Origin of the sequence: Saccharopolyspora sp. 6M, from assembly GCF_020176775.1 — a bacterium.
Classification (GTDB): Bacteria; Actinomycetota; Actinomycetes; order Mycobacteriales; family Pseudonocardiaceae; genus Saccharopolyspora_C; species Saccharopolyspora_C gregorii.
Genome location: NZ_JAIUJZ010000234.1, coordinates 1 through 15,969 on the forward strand (window position 1 = coordinate 1; position 15,969 = coordinate 15,969).

22 protein-coding genes are annotated in these 15,969 nt (G+C 67.1%); 20 read left to right on the forward strand and 2 right to left on the reverse strand.

Features of this window, described 5'->3' with window-relative positions; genetic code table 11:
- From LCD31_RS25520 to LCD31_RS25570, 11 genes are all read left to right on the forward strand, one after another.
- The coding region (locus tag LCD31_RS25520; RefSeq protein WP_224962121.1) for an NUDIX hydrolase at positions 1-344 on the forward strand (344 nt) is incomplete at its 5' end.
- Between the two features lie 17 nt (positions 345-361).
- On the forward strand, positions 362-1,039 hold the full coding sequence (locus tag LCD31_RS25525; protein WP_224962123.1) for a cytidylate kinase family protein: 678 nt from the start codon (positions 362-364) through the stop codon (positions 1,037-1,039).
- Positions 1,040-1,088: 49 nt separating this feature from the next.
- Positions 1,089-2,024, forward strand: coding sequence for a hypothetical protein (locus LCD31_RS25530; RefSeq protein WP_224962125.1), 936 nt, complete (start codon positions 1,089-1,091; stop codon positions 2,022-2,024).
- Entirely contained in the window at positions 2,011-2,628 is a 618-nt protein-coding gene (locus tag LCD31_RS25535) for an AAA family ATPase (RefSeq protein ID WP_224962127.1), read from the forward strand. The genes LCD31_RS25530 and LCD31_RS25535 overlap by 14 nt, the downstream gene beginning before the upstream one ends.
- Positions 2,601-3,575: a hypothetical protein gene (locus tag LCD31_RS25540; RefSeq protein WP_224962129.1), complete on the forward strand. Its 975-nt coding sequence runs from the start codon at positions 2,601-2,603 to the stop codon at positions 3,573-3,575. The genes LCD31_RS25535 and LCD31_RS25540 overlap by 28 nt, the downstream gene beginning before the upstream one ends.
- Positions 3,572-4,135 (forward strand): non-canonical purine NTP pyrophosphatase, encoded by a 564-nt coding sequence (locus tag LCD31_RS25545; RefSeq protein ID WP_224962131.1) that lies wholly within the window; start codon positions 3,572-3,574, stop codon positions 4,133-4,135. Before LCD31_RS25540 ends, LCD31_RS25545 begins: the two co-directional genes overlap by 4 nt.
- Positions 4,136-4,289: 154 nt before the next feature.
- Positions 4,290-4,658, forward strand: coding sequence for an SseB family protein (locus LCD31_RS25550; protein WP_224962133.1), 369 nt, complete (start codon positions 4,290-4,292; stop codon positions 4,656-4,658).
- Positions 4,655-4,960, forward strand: a complete 306-nt coding sequence (locus LCD31_RS25555) for a type VII secretion target (protein ID WP_224962135.1) — start codon at positions 4,655-4,657, stop codon at positions 4,958-4,960. The genes LCD31_RS25550 and LCD31_RS25555 overlap by 4 nt, the downstream gene beginning before the upstream one ends.
- Positions 4,961-4,963: 3 nt before the next feature.
- Positions 4,964-6,154, forward strand: a complete 1,191-nt coding sequence (locus LCD31_RS25560) for a putative T7SS-secreted protein (protein WP_224962137.1) — start codon at positions 4,964-4,966, stop codon at positions 6,152-6,154.
- A gap of 6 nt (positions 6,155-6,160) precedes the next feature.
- Positions 6,161-6,487: a hypothetical protein gene (locus LCD31_RS25565; protein ID WP_224962139.1), complete on the forward strand. Its 327-nt coding sequence runs from the start codon at positions 6,161-6,163 to the stop codon at positions 6,485-6,487.
- Complete coding sequence (locus LCD31_RS25570; protein WP_224962141.1) at positions 6,405-6,857, forward strand: hypothetical protein; 453 nt, start codon at positions 6,405-6,407, stop codon at positions 6,855-6,857. The genes LCD31_RS25565 and LCD31_RS25570 overlap by 83 nt, the downstream gene beginning before the upstream one ends.
- A 3-nt stretch (positions 6,858-6,860) precedes the next feature.
- On the opposite strand, the gene LCD31_RS25575 is transcribed toward LCD31_RS25570, so the two are convergent.
- Positions 6,861-8,054 (reverse strand): amidohydrolase family protein, encoded by a 1,194-nt coding sequence (locus tag LCD31_RS25575; protein ID WP_224962143.1) that lies wholly within the window; start codon positions 8,052-8,054, stop codon positions 6,861-6,863.
- Positions 8,055-8,132: 78 nt separating this feature from the next.
- On the opposite strand from LCD31_RS25575, the gene LCD31_RS25580 reads away from it, so the two are divergent.
- Both LCD31_RS25580 and LCD31_RS25585 read left to right on the forward strand, forming a co-directional pair.
- Positions 8,133-8,690 (forward strand): hypothetical protein, encoded by a 558-nt coding sequence (locus LCD31_RS25580; protein ID WP_374201681.1) that lies wholly within the window; start codon positions 8,133-8,135, stop codon positions 8,688-8,690.
- A complete protein-coding gene (locus LCD31_RS25585; protein WP_224962147.1) occupies positions 8,690-9,835 on the forward strand; it encodes an MAB_1171c family putative transporter in 1,146 nt (381 codons plus the stop codon). Before LCD31_RS25580 ends, LCD31_RS25585 begins: the two co-directional genes overlap by 1 nt.
- Here LCD31_RS25585 and LCD31_RS25590 read toward each other — a convergent pair.
- The gene (locus LCD31_RS25590) at positions 9,826-10,269 is read right to left on the reverse strand and encodes a helix-turn-helix domain-containing protein (protein WP_224962149.1); all 444 of its coding nucleotides are present in this window, start codon (positions 10,267-10,269) and stop codon (positions 9,826-9,828) included. The genes LCD31_RS25585 and LCD31_RS25590 overlap by 10 nt on opposite strands.
- A gap of 354 nt (positions 10,270-10,623) precedes the next feature.
- Between LCD31_RS25590 and LCD31_RS25595 the strand changes: the two genes are divergently transcribed.
- From LCD31_RS25595 to LCD31_RS25625, 7 genes are all read left to right on the forward strand, one after another.
- Entirely contained in the window at positions 10,624-11,229 is a 606-nt protein-coding gene (locus tag LCD31_RS25595) for a GGDEF domain-containing protein (RefSeq protein WP_224962151.1), read from the forward strand.
- Positions 11,230-11,310: 81 nt separating this feature from the next.
- Positions 11,311-11,838, forward strand: coding sequence for a hypothetical protein (locus tag LCD31_RS25600; RefSeq protein ID WP_224962153.1), 528 nt, complete (start codon positions 11,311-11,313; stop codon positions 11,836-11,838).
- A complete protein-coding gene (locus LCD31_RS25605; RefSeq protein WP_224962155.1) occupies positions 11,817-12,329 on the forward strand; it encodes a hypothetical protein in 513 nt (170 codons plus the stop codon). The genes LCD31_RS25600 and LCD31_RS25605 overlap by 22 nt, the downstream gene beginning before the upstream one ends.
- Positions 12,329-13,174 carry a hypothetical protein gene (locus LCD31_RS25610; protein ID WP_224962157.1) on the forward strand — a complete coding sequence of 282 codons (846 nt, stop codon included), beginning with the start codon at positions 12,329-12,331 and terminating at the stop codon, positions 13,172-13,174. Before LCD31_RS25605 ends, LCD31_RS25610 begins: the two co-directional genes overlap by 1 nt.
- Before the next feature lie 61 nt (positions 13,175-13,235).
- The gene (locus tag LCD31_RS25615; protein WP_224962159.1) at positions 13,236-13,904 is read left to right on the forward strand and encodes an SAF domain-containing protein; all 669 of its coding nucleotides are present in this window, start codon (positions 13,236-13,238) and stop codon (positions 13,902-13,904) included.
- A 34-nt stretch (positions 13,905-13,938) separates the two neighbouring features.
- Positions 13,939-14,739 carry a hypothetical protein gene (locus LCD31_RS25620; protein ID WP_224962161.1) on the forward strand — a complete coding sequence of 267 codons (801 nt, stop codon included), beginning with the start codon at positions 13,939-13,941 and terminating at the stop codon, positions 14,737-14,739.
- Positions 14,736-15,969 (forward strand): CpaF family protein (locus tag LCD31_RS25625; RefSeq protein ID WP_224962163.1); only part of this gene is annotated, 1,234 nt, incomplete at its 3' end. The genes LCD31_RS25620 and LCD31_RS25625, both read left to right, overlap by 4 nt.

Consider the following 15,969-nt stretch of genomic DNA (forward strand, 5'->3'; position numbering starts at 1 on the left):
GCCCCGACTCCCCACCCCACGCCGCAGCCCGCGAGGTCTACGAGGAACTCCGCCTCACCGTCACACCCGCAACACTGCTCTGGGCCGGATGGACCGAAGCCGAGTCCTCGGCCGGCGAGAACAAAGCCCACTTCCTGTTCGAAGCCCACCTCCACGGCACCACCGTGCCCGACCCCGACCCCACCGAAGTCGCCGAATACCGCTGGGCCTCCAACAACGACGCCCTGCACCTGCTCCACCCCGCAGAAGCCAACCGGCTCGTGCGCATCACCCGAGGACAACACCACGGCTGGCAGCACCTCGTCGTTCAGCGTTCCTACATACCCGAGGACGATATTCATTAACAAGGGAGGATCTTTTCGTGTCACTCTCGTGCAATATCGCATTCGCAGGTTTGACTGCGGCAGGGAAGACGACGCACGCAAAGCTGCTAGCGCAAGATCTTGATTACGATTACGTTTCAGCCACCGATATTCTCCTGCAGATTCTGGGTATCGAAGAGCCCGGGGATCAGGTGTGGTTCTCAAAGTTGAAGGAGATCAATCAATACCGTAAAGATGGGGGAATCGATGACGCCCTGGAGCGGCGGATTCTGCACGAACATGGGCTCCGAAGTCGGACGATCATGGATACGTGGGCGCTGGCCTGGATCGGCGCCGACCCGCTGGTGCGGGTGTGGATCGAGTCGGATCTGCCGTCGCGCGCCCGGAAATGCCTGGTATCTCAGCAGCACCAGCGCCAGCTGGATCTTGCGGAGTGCCGCGATCTGGTCAAAGCCAAAGACGAGTTCAACCGGGATGCGTTCTTACGTCGACATCGGTTCGACCTGTTCACCGATCGATCCCGTTACGACATCGTCCTGCGCAACACACATCTCATTCCCACCGCAACGAAACACGACGCCCAAGCAGGGGTGAAAGCCTTCGCGCCTGTCGTGCGCGATGCGGTGATCGCCGTAATGACCGGCAACGCGGATGCAGCCCGGAAGCTTACTTCGGATCACCCCAACGAAGTTCTCCGCATTACCGTTTCCGATTGATCATTTCGCCAATCACCACTCTCCCATCCCTCACCTTGAAGGAGATCCGGTGTATTCGTTATTGCATTGCCATTTCGAATCGGCGCTGCGAGCTTTGGCTGTGCACAAGTCGGGCACGCTTGGCGAGGTGCGGGCGGTCGCGTCGTCGTCCGCCTTCAGCCTGATCAGCCCGGCCGAGCGGTTGTTGATGTTGTGGCGGACGGTGAAGCACACCGCGGCAAGCGAACCGGACATGTTCACCGTCGAGACGTTCCACCGGGTCGCCGACGCGTTCGTGGAGGAGATGGTCGCCGACCAGGTCGAGCACGTCGACGTGCGCATCGGTACGTCGCTGCGCCGGTGGCGGGACCTGCGCGGTGCAGTCGACGCCATCGCGATCCTTCGGAAAGCCGTGGCGCGGTCGGGGGCCGAGCTGTCGGTGTCCTTCGTGGCAGGGCTCGACTTCACCAAACCTCTCGCCGAGGTCGAGCGGGTCGTCACCGGGCTGGCGGAGGGGATCGATCCTGCCGCTGAACTCTTTGCCGGAGTCGACGTCAACTTGCTCCCTGCGGATTTGGCGAAGTTCGACCGCTTGCTGCCCGTCCTGCGTCAGCTGCGCGCCGACGGGTGGAAGATCAATGTCCACTTGGGAGAGCTCTTCGACAACGACGTGTCGCGCTACGTGCTCAAGCGCCTGGTGCCTGACCGCATCGGCCACGGCGTGCTGCTGCTCGACGACCCCGAAGTGATCGCAGTGCTTCGCGAGCACGACGTCTGCTTGGACATGTGCCCTGTCAGCAACACGGTGCTCAACGTCATCGACTGGGCTTCTTCCAGCCCCGCCAAACGGGCACTCGACCTGGGCCTGCCGGTCACGATCAACACCGACGATCCCGCATTGTTCGGCACGACCTTGCGCGCGAACCTCGCTCTTTCGGGATTGACCGCCGCCGAGCTGGAGCTCGTCGTGGACACGGGCAGGAAGCATCGCTATGGCCCACGCTGAACACCGGGCAGCGCTGCGGATCCTCTACGGAATCCCCTGCGCGGGCAAGTCCACAGCCGCCATTTCGGTGGCCACCCACCACGGGCTGCGCACGGTCATCGGCACCGACTACCTCCGCGAGGTCCAGCGGCTACTGACTCCGCCCCAGCAAGCACCGGCACTGCGGATGGTGACGCATACCGCGTGGCAACGGCACGGCCCACCAACTCGGGACAACATCGCCACCGGATTCCGCGAGCACGTTGCCGCTGTCGCCCCGGCCATCCACGCCGTTGTCGCGAAGCTAGCCCGGGACGGTTTCGACGCCGTCCTCGAAGGCGCGCATTTTCACGGCGACCTCATCGGGGAACTGCGTACCGCTTACCCCGAGCTGGCCTTGCACGCGACGGTGCTGGCCGTCGGCTCCGCCGACGAGCTACGCCAGCGCATCGCAGCAAAGGAACGCACCAGGGCTGCCACGTCTGAGCGCAAAGCCTGGGCTGAGCACGTGCCCGTGCTGATGATGCTGCAGGACCTGCTGCACGCCGATGCCCGTTCCCACGGTATTCCCGTCACCACGTCCGAAGGACTCCTCACATGCAGCCCGCACAACCCCTGCTGTTAGACGGCGATCACGTCGTGCTCCACGACGGCCGCATCGTTCGCGTACTCGGCAACCTCGACAGCTCCACTCACTTCCTCGGCTACAACGTGTACTCGCCGGCCTCGGACGGCGACCGGCTCTATCGAGGACGCCGGTACCTGAAGAACTTCTTGGAGGACACCCGGCTTCCCGATGACGTGCTCGACACCTACGAACTCATCGACCGCGACGAGATCTTCGAACACCACGATCCTCTTCGCGTCGCGCCCGAGCTCCACGCCACGCTCGACGGCACCGTCTGGGCCCGACTGCACGACGAGCTCGCGGGCCTCTTCGGACACGAGGCCGTAGGCATTTTCGGGTCCGCACTCCTCAGAATGCATCTGAACGCTGAAGGGAAGGTTCGCAAAGACGTCGACTACCTCATCCACGGCGACCTCGCTACGACCGTTCCCGCACTCGCCGATCACCTCCCTCACATTCGCCGCGAGCTCGGATTCACCACCATCACACCGGAGCGGCAACATCGCCAGCAACGCCGCTACAGCACCGTTTTCCGCCACCCCCACAACTCCCTCGCGGCCATCATCGCGCGCCGATGGGCCGGATTGCAGCTCTCCCGCGACATCGTCACCACCATCCGCTTCCGAGACCCGACCCATCTCCTCTCGTTCGACGTGGCCACCACCCCCACCTCGGAACTTGACGAGGAGACAATCACCGGGATCGTCACTCACGCCCCCTACACTGCCACCTTCCCTCCCACGTTCACCGTTACCACCAACTCCGGCGAGGTTGAGATATCGGTGTTCTGGTGGAAATTCGCGACACCAGTACGAAAAGGAGACGCCATCACCGCCCGTGGTAGCGTCCTTCCATCCTCACGGAAGCACCAATTCATTCGAATCACGCATTTCGATCTCCATTATCTGAACATTCACGAGACGACACCAGGAGAACCCCTATGATTGACCACCTGTCGCTGATCACCGGCAACGCGGGCAAAGCCGCCGAGTACGCCGAGCTGCTCGAGATGCCGGTCACACCAGTCCAGGAAGATCTGTTGGAAATTCAGTCGCTCGATGTCGAGGAAGTCGTCCGCCACAAGGCCCATGACGCCTACCTCGCCCACGGCGCCCCCGTCCTGGTCGACGACACCGCCCTCACGCTGCTTGCCTGGAACGGGCTACCGGGCGCTCTGATCGTGTGGTTCCTCAAAGCCCGCGGCGTCGAAGGCCTGCTCACGATGGCCGCGGAGGAAACTGACCGCACGGCCACCGTCACCACAGCGATCGGCTACGCCGACGCCCACGGCGTTCAGGTCTTCACCGGCAACCTGCACGGAGCCTTGACTCGCACACCACGAGGCACCAACGGGTTCGGCTACGACTCGATCTTCGTCCCCGACGGCCACGATCGCACCTACGCAGAGATGACTCCCGAGGAGAAGAACGAGCTCTCCCACCGACGCCTCGCCGTCAACGCACTACGAACCGGACTTGGCCTCACCACCGAAACCAACGCTTAGTACTTCGGCACCGCGCAGGCGTTCGCCCGGGGCCGCTGATGTGTCCCGCGCCGCATCACCGGCGCGGGGCACGTCCTCTTTCCGGACTTCTTGCACGAACGGGCCCGGGGCGCCGTCGGTCTCGGTAGCCTGGCCGACGGCAGTGGAAGGGATCATGATGTCGGCAGAGCCGGAACTGGTACTGATCGCCGGGTTGGCGCGTCGTGGCGAGGTCGGTGCGCGAGCGGTGTTCGAGGCTTGGGGCCGTTCCTACCTCTACGCTCGGACCAGCCCGGAAGCGCCCACGCTGCACGTGGCCGACCTCGGCGACCGCGGCAGGTGGGCATCGGTGTTCAGCACCCGCGAACGACTGGCCCACGCGCACGGCGAGTGCGAGGCGATCGGGATGCCCGGCGCGGACTACCTCGAACACACCCCTTCCGGGGTCGGACTCCTACTCGATCCCGGCACCCCGCACACCTTCCCGCTCCCGGCACACCTGCTCGACCAGGCCGCCGCGGCACTCGGAGTGAGCAGAGCATGAGCGAGAACGTCGAAGTCGTCCTGTCCGCGCTGATCGACGCATCGACCGGCATCGACCAGGTCATCGACGACATGAGCACCCTCGGCACCGCCGACGTCACCGACCTCGCCGCCGACACCGGCCGCGACTACGGCCACGAACCCCTCGCCCTCGCCGTCCGCGCATTCGCCGACGCGTGGAGCCACGGCCTGCACCGGCTCATGCGCGACGCCACCGGCCTCAGCGAATCGCTCCACGAGTCGGCCCAGACCTACGCCGAAACCGAGCACATCAACATCGACCTGTTCCAGCAAGGACGATGACCCGTGCCCGAACTCGGCGAGACCACCGACCCCCACGCCCTCATCCCCGGCAACCCGGAGACCGTCCGCGGCGAGATCGCACTGTGCAACCGCTACGCCGCCGGACTCGGCCGCGCCGGCGACGCGCTGAAACTCCTCGACACCACCGATTGGAAAGGCGACGCCGCCGACGCCTTCCACGACGCCTTCGACAGGCATCCCCTCGACTGGCTCAACGCCGCCGACGCCTTCCGCGACCACGCCGACGTCCTCACTGGCTACGTCGAAGTCCTCGAATGGGCCCAAGCCCAAGCCGCCGAAGCCATCGCCCTGTGGACCGAAGCCGAGGCCGCCACCGCCCAGGCCCGCACCGACCACGACAACGCCGTCACCCGCGAACAGCACCGCGCCGCCACCACCGGCACCCCCGTCGCACCGATCCCCTTCACCGACCCGGGGGCGGAGAAACGTGCCGCCGCGCAAGACCTCCTCGACCGGGCCCGCGACCAGCTTGCCGAGGCCGGCGAGCGCACCCGCACCACCGTCCTCGACCTCGCCGCCGACGCACCCCGGAAACCCGGTGCGTGGGGGCAAGCCGGCGAGCTGCTGGGCGACGTCGGTGCCGGCATCGGCGACTGGTTCACCGACATCGGCGACATCCTCGGCAACCTCGACCAAATCCCCGCCACCCTCGCCGCCGCAGCCACGAACCCCACCGCCTTCGCGAAACAACTCGTCAGCTGGGACCAGTTCCACACCAACCCAGCCCGCTGGGCCGGACACGTCCTGCCCGACGCCGTACTCACCCTCGCCGGCGGCGCAGGCGCCATCAAAAAAGGTGGCACCCTCCTCAAAGGCGTCACCACCACCGGCCGCGCCGACCGCATCCTCGCCAAAGCCACCCACAACGGCAAAGGCATCACCGACCACGTCGCCAACAAAGGCGCCGATATCGGACGTAAACCGGACCGCAACAAGAAAATGCCCATCCGCCTCGTCGACAGCGTTGACGACCTCGACAAGGTGTGGTCGGACCTGTCACGCGGCGGACGACCGATCGAACGACCCGGATACGACAAAATAGTACAGATGCCCGACGGAAGTACCATCGGATATCGCCTGAAACCCAGCCAGGGCCCCACGGGAAATACGCTGGACATCCGGGACGCCTCGAACAACCCACTGAAAATTCACATCGAACCACCGAGGAAGTAGACCCACATGTACTCGAAACAACTATTGCACTGGATCCTAGAATCGGGGGAAGACGACGAGATCCAGTTGGCCGATATCTACTACTTCGTGCAGGAAGACGAAGAACCCGAGGAGGACCTCGCTGAGCGCACCATCGAGGTAACCGTTCAGCTGACGAAGGACGGCGTGATCATTCCCGGTGATATGGTCGACTACGAGTTCACCCCTTGGACGGTCGACAGCGACACCGCCGAGCGCAGGATCCGAGAAGGTGCTCATCACGCGCTCAGGGAAGCGGGCCGGTTCCTTCCGGGAGACGTCTGCTGGTTCAGAACGCACAACTACGAAGGATAGGAACGAGCCGGAGCCTTCGATCAGTGTCAAGCTGATCGCCGACGTCGTCGCGGAAGGCGATCTCGACTACATCGACATCACCGTCATCGGTCAGCTCCTGATCCTCGCTACCGGTGCCAGCCCGGAAGGGCTGCACGCGCGCGCGGCGGAGATCGCCGTCGACTTGGTCCGCCGCGGACTCCTCGTGCCCGGCACCCTGGATCCGGAGTTCCACCCGTGGAACCTCTCCACCGAAGCAGCGGCCGCCCGCCTCCATGCCGAAGCAGCCGCCGAGCTTCAGCACTCGACGTTGCTGGGTCCCGGCCAGATCTGCTTCTTCGACATCACCGAAAAAGCCCTCCGCGAATACCCGCCCACCGACGCCGACTGACCATCAGCCGTTCCCGTCGGGCTCGCGCCCTGCACGCAGCACACGCCGCAGGTGGCGCAGTGACTGCACGTCGCGAAGCGGGTCACCGTCCACCACGACGACGTCTGCATCGAGCCCGGGGCGAAGTTCACCGGTGATCTCACCGAGCCCGAGGAAACGGGCGCTGGTGGTGGTGGCGAGCTGGATGATGTCAGCGTGGGCCACCCCGATGTGCTCGTAGAGCTCAAGCGTGCTGACGGGGTCGCCGTGTTGTGAAATCGGAACCCCCGCATCGCTTCCGAAGAGCAGCGGCACCTCGTGATGCCGAAGCCACCGCAGGCGGTCGGCAATGGCCTCGGCGCGCTCTGGGCCGAGCATGTCCCACATGCGTCGCCACCCGCTCGGCAATGCCGGTGAAGCAGCGGTGCCTTCGGCCGCCATCCGGTCGGCCAAGTCATCGTCAAGGGCGGCAGCTCCGTCATCGCCGAGGAAGGTGCAGTGTTCGACGGTGGCGACTCCAGCTGCTACGGCGGCAGCAATGGTGCCGGTGGTGTAAGCGTGGATCGCTGTCGGAAGACCGACTGACCGGGCCGCGCTGATGATCAGGCGGAGCTGTTCCGGTGTGAACTGCGCGTCGGTCATGCCCGGACCGCCGGGGGTCATCTGCCCCCCGTTGCCCATGACCTTGATCAGGTCTGAGCCGGCCTGAGCGTTATGCCTAACTCGCGCGCGGATCTCCGCATCGGAGTCGACTTCGCCACCGAGGAACCAGCAATGACCTCCTCGCGGCGTCAGCGGTGCACCGGAGACCAAGATGCGGGGGCCGACGGCCTCACCGCGTGCGATCGCATCACGGAGGCGTACCAACAGCCCGCCCCGGTCGCCCAGGTCTCGAACCGTGGTCACACCCGCACGCAGATGCTGGTGCGCCCGCTCGTGCATGGCTTCGAGTAGCTCGCCGTCGGGCACGGCTCGAAGTGCTCCGACTGGGTCGGGGCTGGCATCGAAGGCCAGGTGCACGTGGCAGTTGATCAGGCCGGGAAGGATCGTCGAATTCGGGTAGTCGTATCGATCAGCCTTGGGTGAAGCTTGGTACTCGACCTCGGAGGGCGTTCCCACTGCGGCGATGGTTCCGCCATCGATCAGCAGCGCTCCTGGCGAAAAATGTCGATCAGGACGCCCGGTCAACAGCCGGGGTGCGGTGAGGATCTGCTGCACGGGTGGAACCGTACCGGTTGCACTCGCGATGTTCTTGCGCTTTGGCCCGGCCCTTCTACACTGCCAAGAGGAGGTCCTATGGTTACCCCTTTTGGAGTAGTCCGACGGGAATGGCAGCTGAGATGGCAGTGCCGTCGCCTCTTGCGCGAGCTCGACGTATCCGCACCCTTGGACGTCCGGGAACTTTGCCACCGACTCGGTGAGGCACGAGGTCGTCCCATCGAGCTGTACCCGTACCCTATCGAGGTTCCCGGCCCGTTCGGGCTGTGGTTTCGACTGCGGGATCGAGACGCGATCTTCTTCCAGCAGGAAGACGTGGCTTGGCATCAAGATCACATCATCCTGCATGAACTCGGCCACGTCCTCGGTGAGCACCCTAGCGACGCCGAGGTGTTCGATCCCGCGACTTCAGCGATTCGGCAAAATCCTCCCGCCGGACTCGATTGGGACGTTGCAGAAGACGAGCACCGAAGGCGACGATCCTGCTACGACGACCGCTACGAACGCGAGGCCGAACTACACGCCACGATCATTCAGGAATGGGGATCGGTGCTCACCACAGCGCCGTTGGTGAGCGAGGAACCCGCCGTTCAGCGGATCAGCGCAAGCTTGTCGCACCACCAAGGCTGGCGATAATGCTGGTCTTCACGCTGCTGCTCTGGACAACGACCGCCGTGAAGGCGTTCCAGCTGTTCAGAGCGCCTGATGACCCACTGCTCCGGACTGTGACCGGCGGCCTCGCCTCAGCGGCGTTGGCCTTCACCGTCGGACGAGCACCAATCGAGGCCGGACTCAACGCGATCAAGGTCGGCCTCCCCAGCCTGCTGCAAAACGTCGGGATGAATCTCGCGTTCCTCGCACTGCTGGCCTTCTTCGTCTACAGCAGCCACGGCCACGGCACGGCACACCGTGAAATGCGCTGGCATCGCGCCATCGTGTTCGCGCTACTGATGCTGCTGTGTTTCATCTGGCTGACCGCGCCCACCGCGGTTCAGGCCTCCCCGCGCAACGCCGCTGGAGACGGCGTCATGCACGGTGCACTGTTCCAGCTCTGCTCGGTTTCCGGCCTGCTGTACTCCTTGATCGCCTCAGTTCCTCACGCAGTCCGTCGTGCTCGCCGCGTTCAGCAACGCCACCTGCGGATCGCGCTGCGCATCGTCGCAATCAGCCTTAGCGCAGCGGTGGCCGCCAACCTCTTGTCGGCCAGCTCCACCGCTGCCGGCGTACTCCTCGGCCCCGAAAACGAGGTCGTCCCGCAACTTCGCCGGGTCTACCTCGGGTTCATCGTCGTAGCCATCCCCGGGCTGGCCGTCGGGCTTGCTCTACCGATCCTGGTCAGCATGGCCGCAGCCGCACCGCTGTGGTGGCGGCACTGGCAGGAGTACCGCGCACTCGGCCCGCTATGGAAACGAGTACACCAAGCGTTCCCCGGGGTGACCTTGCGCCGTCCGATCGGCGCCGTGCGCCCGTGGAGCATTCACGCACGTCGCTATCGTCGCGCCTGCGAGATTCGTGATGGATTGCTCATGCTCGCCCCGTACTACCCCGTGCGACCCGACGCAGCTGCATCGGCAGTGGACGTTCATGCCGCGAATGTCGAGGAAGCCTTCCGAGCGAGGGAGGAAGCCCGCCACGACGGCAGTGAGGCCGTCGGCGGGCCCGTCAACGCGCCCATCCCTCAAGGTGAGCACACCGCAAGCTTGGATGACGACGTCCGTTGGCTGACCCAACTCTCCAAAGCCATCTTCCGCCCAGGCACGAAATCGGCCGTTCAGCCCTGATCGGGCTCGACGTTCTTCAACGCGTCCAGCATCGCCAAAATCTGCCGCCGCTGATGCGGACTAGCCTCCCCGGCTCTCATCGCGATGGCTCGGACGTCCCGGTCGGCGAGCTGCTGTTGCAACGACACGTCCTGCTCCGGCGACGCATCGTCACCCGCCAGGAAGGAGACCGTGACCGGCGGCGTGTCCGGTCCACGGTGCGCGTTGAAGAAGGAGACCAGCGCGGTGAGCACGTTCAGCCCAGGGTTGGTGTTGCGACCGTTGCGCAGCCCGTCGATGTAGCTCTTGGACAGTCCCGTGCGCTCGGCAACGTACTGGTTGGATACCCGGCGCCGCCGCCCCTCTTCGTCGACATAGGTGATCTCGTCGAAGAGACCGCGCAACCGCGCCACGAACACCGAGTGCCCGTGCCCTGCGGCGTCCTCCCCGCGCATCTGTCCTCCTTCGCGGTGCAGCCCCCAGCGACCCACACCTTCTTGATCTCAGTATAGAGGGCCAGGCCCTAAGAACAACACCGCACATCGGGTTGATAGCTCTTCATAATGGGTTTACTGTCGAAGACAGCTCACCATAGTGAGCTAGTAGAACTGGTCCGGCCAGGCCGAAAAGCTCACGCGCCTGCACCGAAGCACAGGGCGCCTGGCGAAGGTCTCCGCTTCCGTCAAGATCGGAAAGGATCCGCTATGCCGTCGAAAGCTCACGCCAGCGCACTTGCGCGGGCATGGTTTCCCACCTGGCTATCAGCCCATGGACGAGACGCAGCCAAGGCTTTTGGGAAGCTCTCCTCCTTGCACAGCTACGTCTCCAAGCTTCGGCAGCGCAACGAGTTCTGGCGCCGGTACGCCGAAGTTCTGGAGGCGGAGCTGGCAGCAGCGAGCGCGCGGGCATGGGATGTGGTCGCCGAAGTACCGCTGCGCTCGACTTGGGAGTCCGTAGCGAAGGCTCGTCTGCGCGGGGAGCCGGATCGCACAGCGCTGGTATGGGCTGACCTCGACTGCTTCAAGGAAGTCAACGACACTTACGGCCACATCGCCGGAGACGCGGTGTTGAGGGAGGTCGCACGACGGTTGGATCGGGCGTTCGCTGACGGAGCTCCGGTGGTCACCCGCCTTGGCGGCGACGAGTTCGGAGTTGTCATCCGGGATCTCGCGATGGCCGACCTCGCTGGATTCAGCCAGTCGATGTCGACGCCGATCGACCTGCCCTATGGGCAGCAAATAGTGGTCAGGGCATCGGTCGGAGTTGCGAAGGCTGCCGAACAGAACGGCCACACCCTGGAGAGTCTGCTGCGCGTGGCCGAAGCCGCAGCCTACGCCGAAAAGCAGCAGGCGAACCCAGGACGGGGACGGTCCCGCACCAGTCGGCGGGGCGCAGTGCTTGGAGTCGCACGGTGACGGCGCGCGCAGGACACGGTGGCGCTCGTAATCACGATGTCGTGGGGGCTGGTAGCTGCGCCGCTGATTGCGGTGAGCCTGTTGCCCTGGCTTCCCCGGTGGTGGATGCCGATCGTGGCCGGGACGAGCTTGGCGTTGTTGTCGGCGGCGGTGCGGGCGCGGTTCGGTGGGGATCCGGCGTTGGCGGCCTGGTGGTGGCTGGCGGTGGTCGGGGTGGTGTTGGGGTTGATCGACTCGGTGCACCACCGGTTGCCACACCCGTGGACGGCGGTCCTGCTGCTCGGCGGAATGGTGGTCTTCGGTGGTCTCCGGCCGGAGGTGCTTCCTCGGCTGGTGGCCGCGAGCGTGGTGGTGCTGGCGGTGGGGCTGCTGGTGCAGTGGGCGGTGCCTGGGCACATCGGGTTCGGGGACACGCTGTTGCTGGTGGCGCTGACGCCGTATTGGGCGTGGTCGGGCTGGTCCGCGGTGCTGGCCGGGGTGATCACGGCGCACCTGGTGCTCGGGGTGTTCGCGGCGGTGGTGTGGCTTTCCGGGCTGCGGGGGCCGGGCGTGCGAATCGCGGCCGGGCCGGGGTTGCTGCTCGGTGCGTGGCTGCCGTTGCTGGCGTGATCATGGTCGGGTTGGCGGGGTGCGCGCAGGCTCCGCAGCCAGCGGCCCCGGAGCCTCCGATCGCTCCCCCGCCGCACGCGGACGCCCGGTTCTCCGGGGAGCAGGCCGCGGTCGCAGAGGCCTACGAGCGGTTCTGGATGGTCTCGCGCGGGCTGCCGCAGCACCCGGCCGAGCGGTGGCGTCCGGAGCTGGAACAGGTGGCGGCCGGGTCGATGGCCGAGACGATCTTGGACAACCTCGGCCGTCAGCGCGAACACGGCATCGTCCTCTACGGCGAGGTCCATCCACGGATCAGCGACGTCCGCCTTGGCTCCGATCGCGCAGTCGTCACCGATTGCCAGGATTCCAGCAGCGCGGGACAGGCCGATGCGTCCTCCGGGGAACCGAAGACGGTCGGGGTGGCGCGCAACCCGGTGTCAGGCAGCCTCCAGCGCGGCCCGGACGGTGCGTGGCGGGTCACGCGGATCGACTATCCGAGGGGTGGGTGCTGATGCGGGGCGCGTGCTTCGCCGCCGCGATGGTCGCTGCGCTGCACGGCACGGTCCTGCTGGCTCCTGCGGTCGTCGCCGAAGGCGGAGTCGTGGTCAGCCCGGGTGATGCGGACGGTCTCTTCGGACCACCGTCGATCGATCTCGGCGCGGCGACCGGCGGCACGGCACCGGGCACGGGCAGACCGGGTTCGGCACAGCCAAGCGGCGGGGTGGGATCGGGTGTTCCGGGTCCGCCGCTGGGGTTGAGCTGGTCGAGCGGCGACGGAGTTCCGGAGTGGTTCACCGCGATCCCGGAGTTCCGCTTCCCGGACTTCGGTGATCCTGCGGCACCACCGTCTCCGGGTGCGCTGGCCGGGCAGGCCGTCGAGCAGGTGCAGCTGCCGTTGCCAACGCCGGCGCACTCGCCGGATGTGGCCTTACCGGATGGTCGCGCGGCGACGGTGGTCGGTGAGCACACCTGGTTCTGGACCGAGCGGGCCCAGTGGGTGCCGGTGTCGCGGCGAGTCGAGTCCGGCGCGGTGTGGGCCGAGGTCACCGCCACCCCGACCCGGCTCAGCGTCGATCCCGGCAACGGGCAGGCGAGGGTGTCGTGCCCGGGACCGGGCACTCCGTACACCCGCGACGCCGGGCTGCACGCCCCCTCGCCGGACTGCGATCTCATCTACGCACGCTCCTCCGCCGGGGCCCCAGGCGAACAGGTGCGGGCGCAATGGGCGATCACCTGGACCGTGTCATGGCGCGGGTTCGACGGCACCGTGCCCGTCGGCGGGACACTGCCGGAGATGACCTCCCGCGCAGACGTGGATCTCGCGGTCGTCGAGGCGCAAGCACTCACCACCGGCTGACACATCCGCATCACTACTCACTTCGCTTTCGCACTTTTTCCTTTCTGCATTGGGGAGAACTATGTCCACAACCAGCACACCACCCGCGACGGCGGAGCCGTCGCGACAGCAGGAATCGGCACCGCCGCGGGTGCCTGGTCGGCGCCGACGGTGGGTGTGGATCACCTCGGGGGTGCTGATCGCCGCGGCGGTCGCGGGGAACGCGGCGCTGATGGCGCACCTGGCCGACCGGGCACCGGTGCTCGTGCTCGCCCGGGACGTGGCCTGGGGCCAGCCGATCACCCCGGACGACGTCGTCGCACGCGACCTTCCAGCCGAGGTCGGCGCGTTCGCCGTCCCCGATACTGCGCGGTCCGGGCTCATCGGCCAGGTCGCCGCAGCGAACCTGCGGACCGGAGATCTCCTGTCCCAGCGGGACGTATCCGCACAAGCGGTGCCAGGCCCGGGGCAGCGGGTCCTCGGACTGCGCCTCGATCCCGGGCACTACCCCGCGGGCGGGCTGACGCCCAACGATCCGATCGCCGTGCACCCCGCCCCGGACGACACCACGGCCAGCACGACGCAGGCCACCGACGGGCAGGAGTTTCTCGCGCGGGTGGTGCGCACCTCACTACCGGATGCCGAGGGGGCGATCACCGCCGACGTCCTCATCCCCGAAACCACCTCCACGGCCGCGGTCGAGGCGGCCGTGGGCGGAGCGCAGGTCAGCCTCCTCGGCCCCGCCCGCTAACCCCATTTTCCCTGTGTGGAAGGAGAACGTCTTCATGGCGATCACAGCGTTGATCAGTGCCCTCGGTGCTCCGGGGGTGTCGACCACGGTCGCGGCACTGTCCACGGCGTGGCCGGGGCCGGTACTGGCGGTCGATGCCGACCCGGTGCGCGGGTCCCTGGTGCCGGGGTGGCTGTCGCGATGGTGGGTCGACGGGCGCATCACCACCGACGGGGTGGTGACCTTCGCCGCCAGCACCCGCCGCATGCCCTCAGTTCCTGCCGAAGGGCTCGCCGGTCACGCCCAAGAGGTGCCGCACGCCCGGCACGTGCGGGTGCTGCCCGGGGTGCTGCACCGCGAGCAGACCACCGCGATCGGTTCGGAGGGCTGGTCCCGGTTGGCCAGCGCCCTGCGGGATCTTTCCCGCTCCGGCCCGGACGTGCTCGTCGATGCCGGGCGGTGGTCGCCTGCGACCCCGTGGCCGTTGCTCGCGGAAGCGGACCGGGTGCTGCTGGCGGTGCGGCCGAGCCTGCGGTCGTGCTCGGGCAGCACCGACCTCGCCCGCCACCTGGCCGACCGGTATGCCGCGGTGGAACTGGCGGTGCTGGCAGCCGACTCCCACGGCACAGCCGACACCGCCGCAGTGCTCGGACTGCCGGTGGGCCTAACTGTGCCCGAGGACGCGATGAGCGCGCAGGTGTTCAGCGACGGTGCCCGGATCCCAGCACGCCTCGAGCGGCGGCCCTTGTGGAAAGCGACCCGCCGCAACGCCCGCGCCCTGCACCACCAAGCCCACCGTCCGGTGCGGTTCGAGACCAACGCCGCGCTCGACCTGTTGAAAGCGGGCAACGAATGAACACGCTGCTGCCCTGGTTCGACGACGGGGACCCGATCCCCGTCCCCGAAGCCGTCCAAGCTCTTCGCACGATGGTCGCGGCCCGGCTCGACGGCGGGGCCCACGACTGGGAGGCAGTCGTCGGCGAAGAGGTCACGGCCTGGGTCGCCGACCGGGCGCGCCGCGGTCTGCCCGAGCTGTCCCACCCGGCGGAGCGCCGCCTCGCCACGGCCGTGCGCGGTGCGGTCGCCGGGCTCGGCGGCCTCGCCCCGCTGCTGGACCGCGACGAGATCGAGAACATCCACATCCACGGCCACGACCAAGTCCTCGTGGAATGCGCCGACGGCACGACGAAACGCTGGCCGTACCCCGTCGCAGACTCCGACGAGGCGCTACTGGATCTGCTCGGGGAGATGTTCGCGCGCCTCGGGCGCACGAGCCGGGAGTTCTCCCCGGCCCACCCGATCGCGAACATGCGCCTCCCCTTCGGCGGTCCACTCGGAGCACGCGTGGCGGCGGTGCGGGAAGTGTGCGATCGGCCGCGGGTGGCGATCCGGCGCCACCGCCTCGCCCACGCCACCCTCGACGACCTCCACGCGAACGGCACCCTCGACGACCGCCTCCACGCCTTCCTGGCCGCGGCGGTCGCCACCGGGCTCAACATCCTCGTCAGCGGCGGCCCCTACACCGGCAAGACGACGTTGCTGCGCGCGTTGTGCCAACAGATCTCCCCGGTCGAGCACGTGATCACCGTCGAAGACGACTACGAACTCGGCCTGCACCTCGACCAGCGGCGACACCCTCTGGTCACCGCGTGGGAAGCCCGCACCGCCGGAGCCGAAGGCGCCGGCGAGATCACCCTCGACGACCTGCTCAAGCAGGCACTGCGGCACTCGCCATCGCGGGTGATCGTCGGCGAGGTCCGTGCCGGGGAGATCACCGCGCTCCTACGAGCGTTGGGCAACGGGGCAGCCGGGGGGTTGGGCACCCTGCACGCCACCAGCGCCGCCGCGGTCCCGGACCGGATCGCCGCGCTCGGCCAGCTCGCGGACCCGCCGCTGCCGATCACCGCCGCGCACCGCTGGACCGCCTCCGCACTCGACCTCATCGTCCACGTCACCCGCCACGACACCCCACACGGGCGCCACCGCACCATCGGCGAGATCGTCGAAGTCGGCCCGATCGGGGACGGCGACGGCCCGGACCTCACCCCGCTGTTCGCCACCCCGCCCGGCCAGCACCACGCAGTCC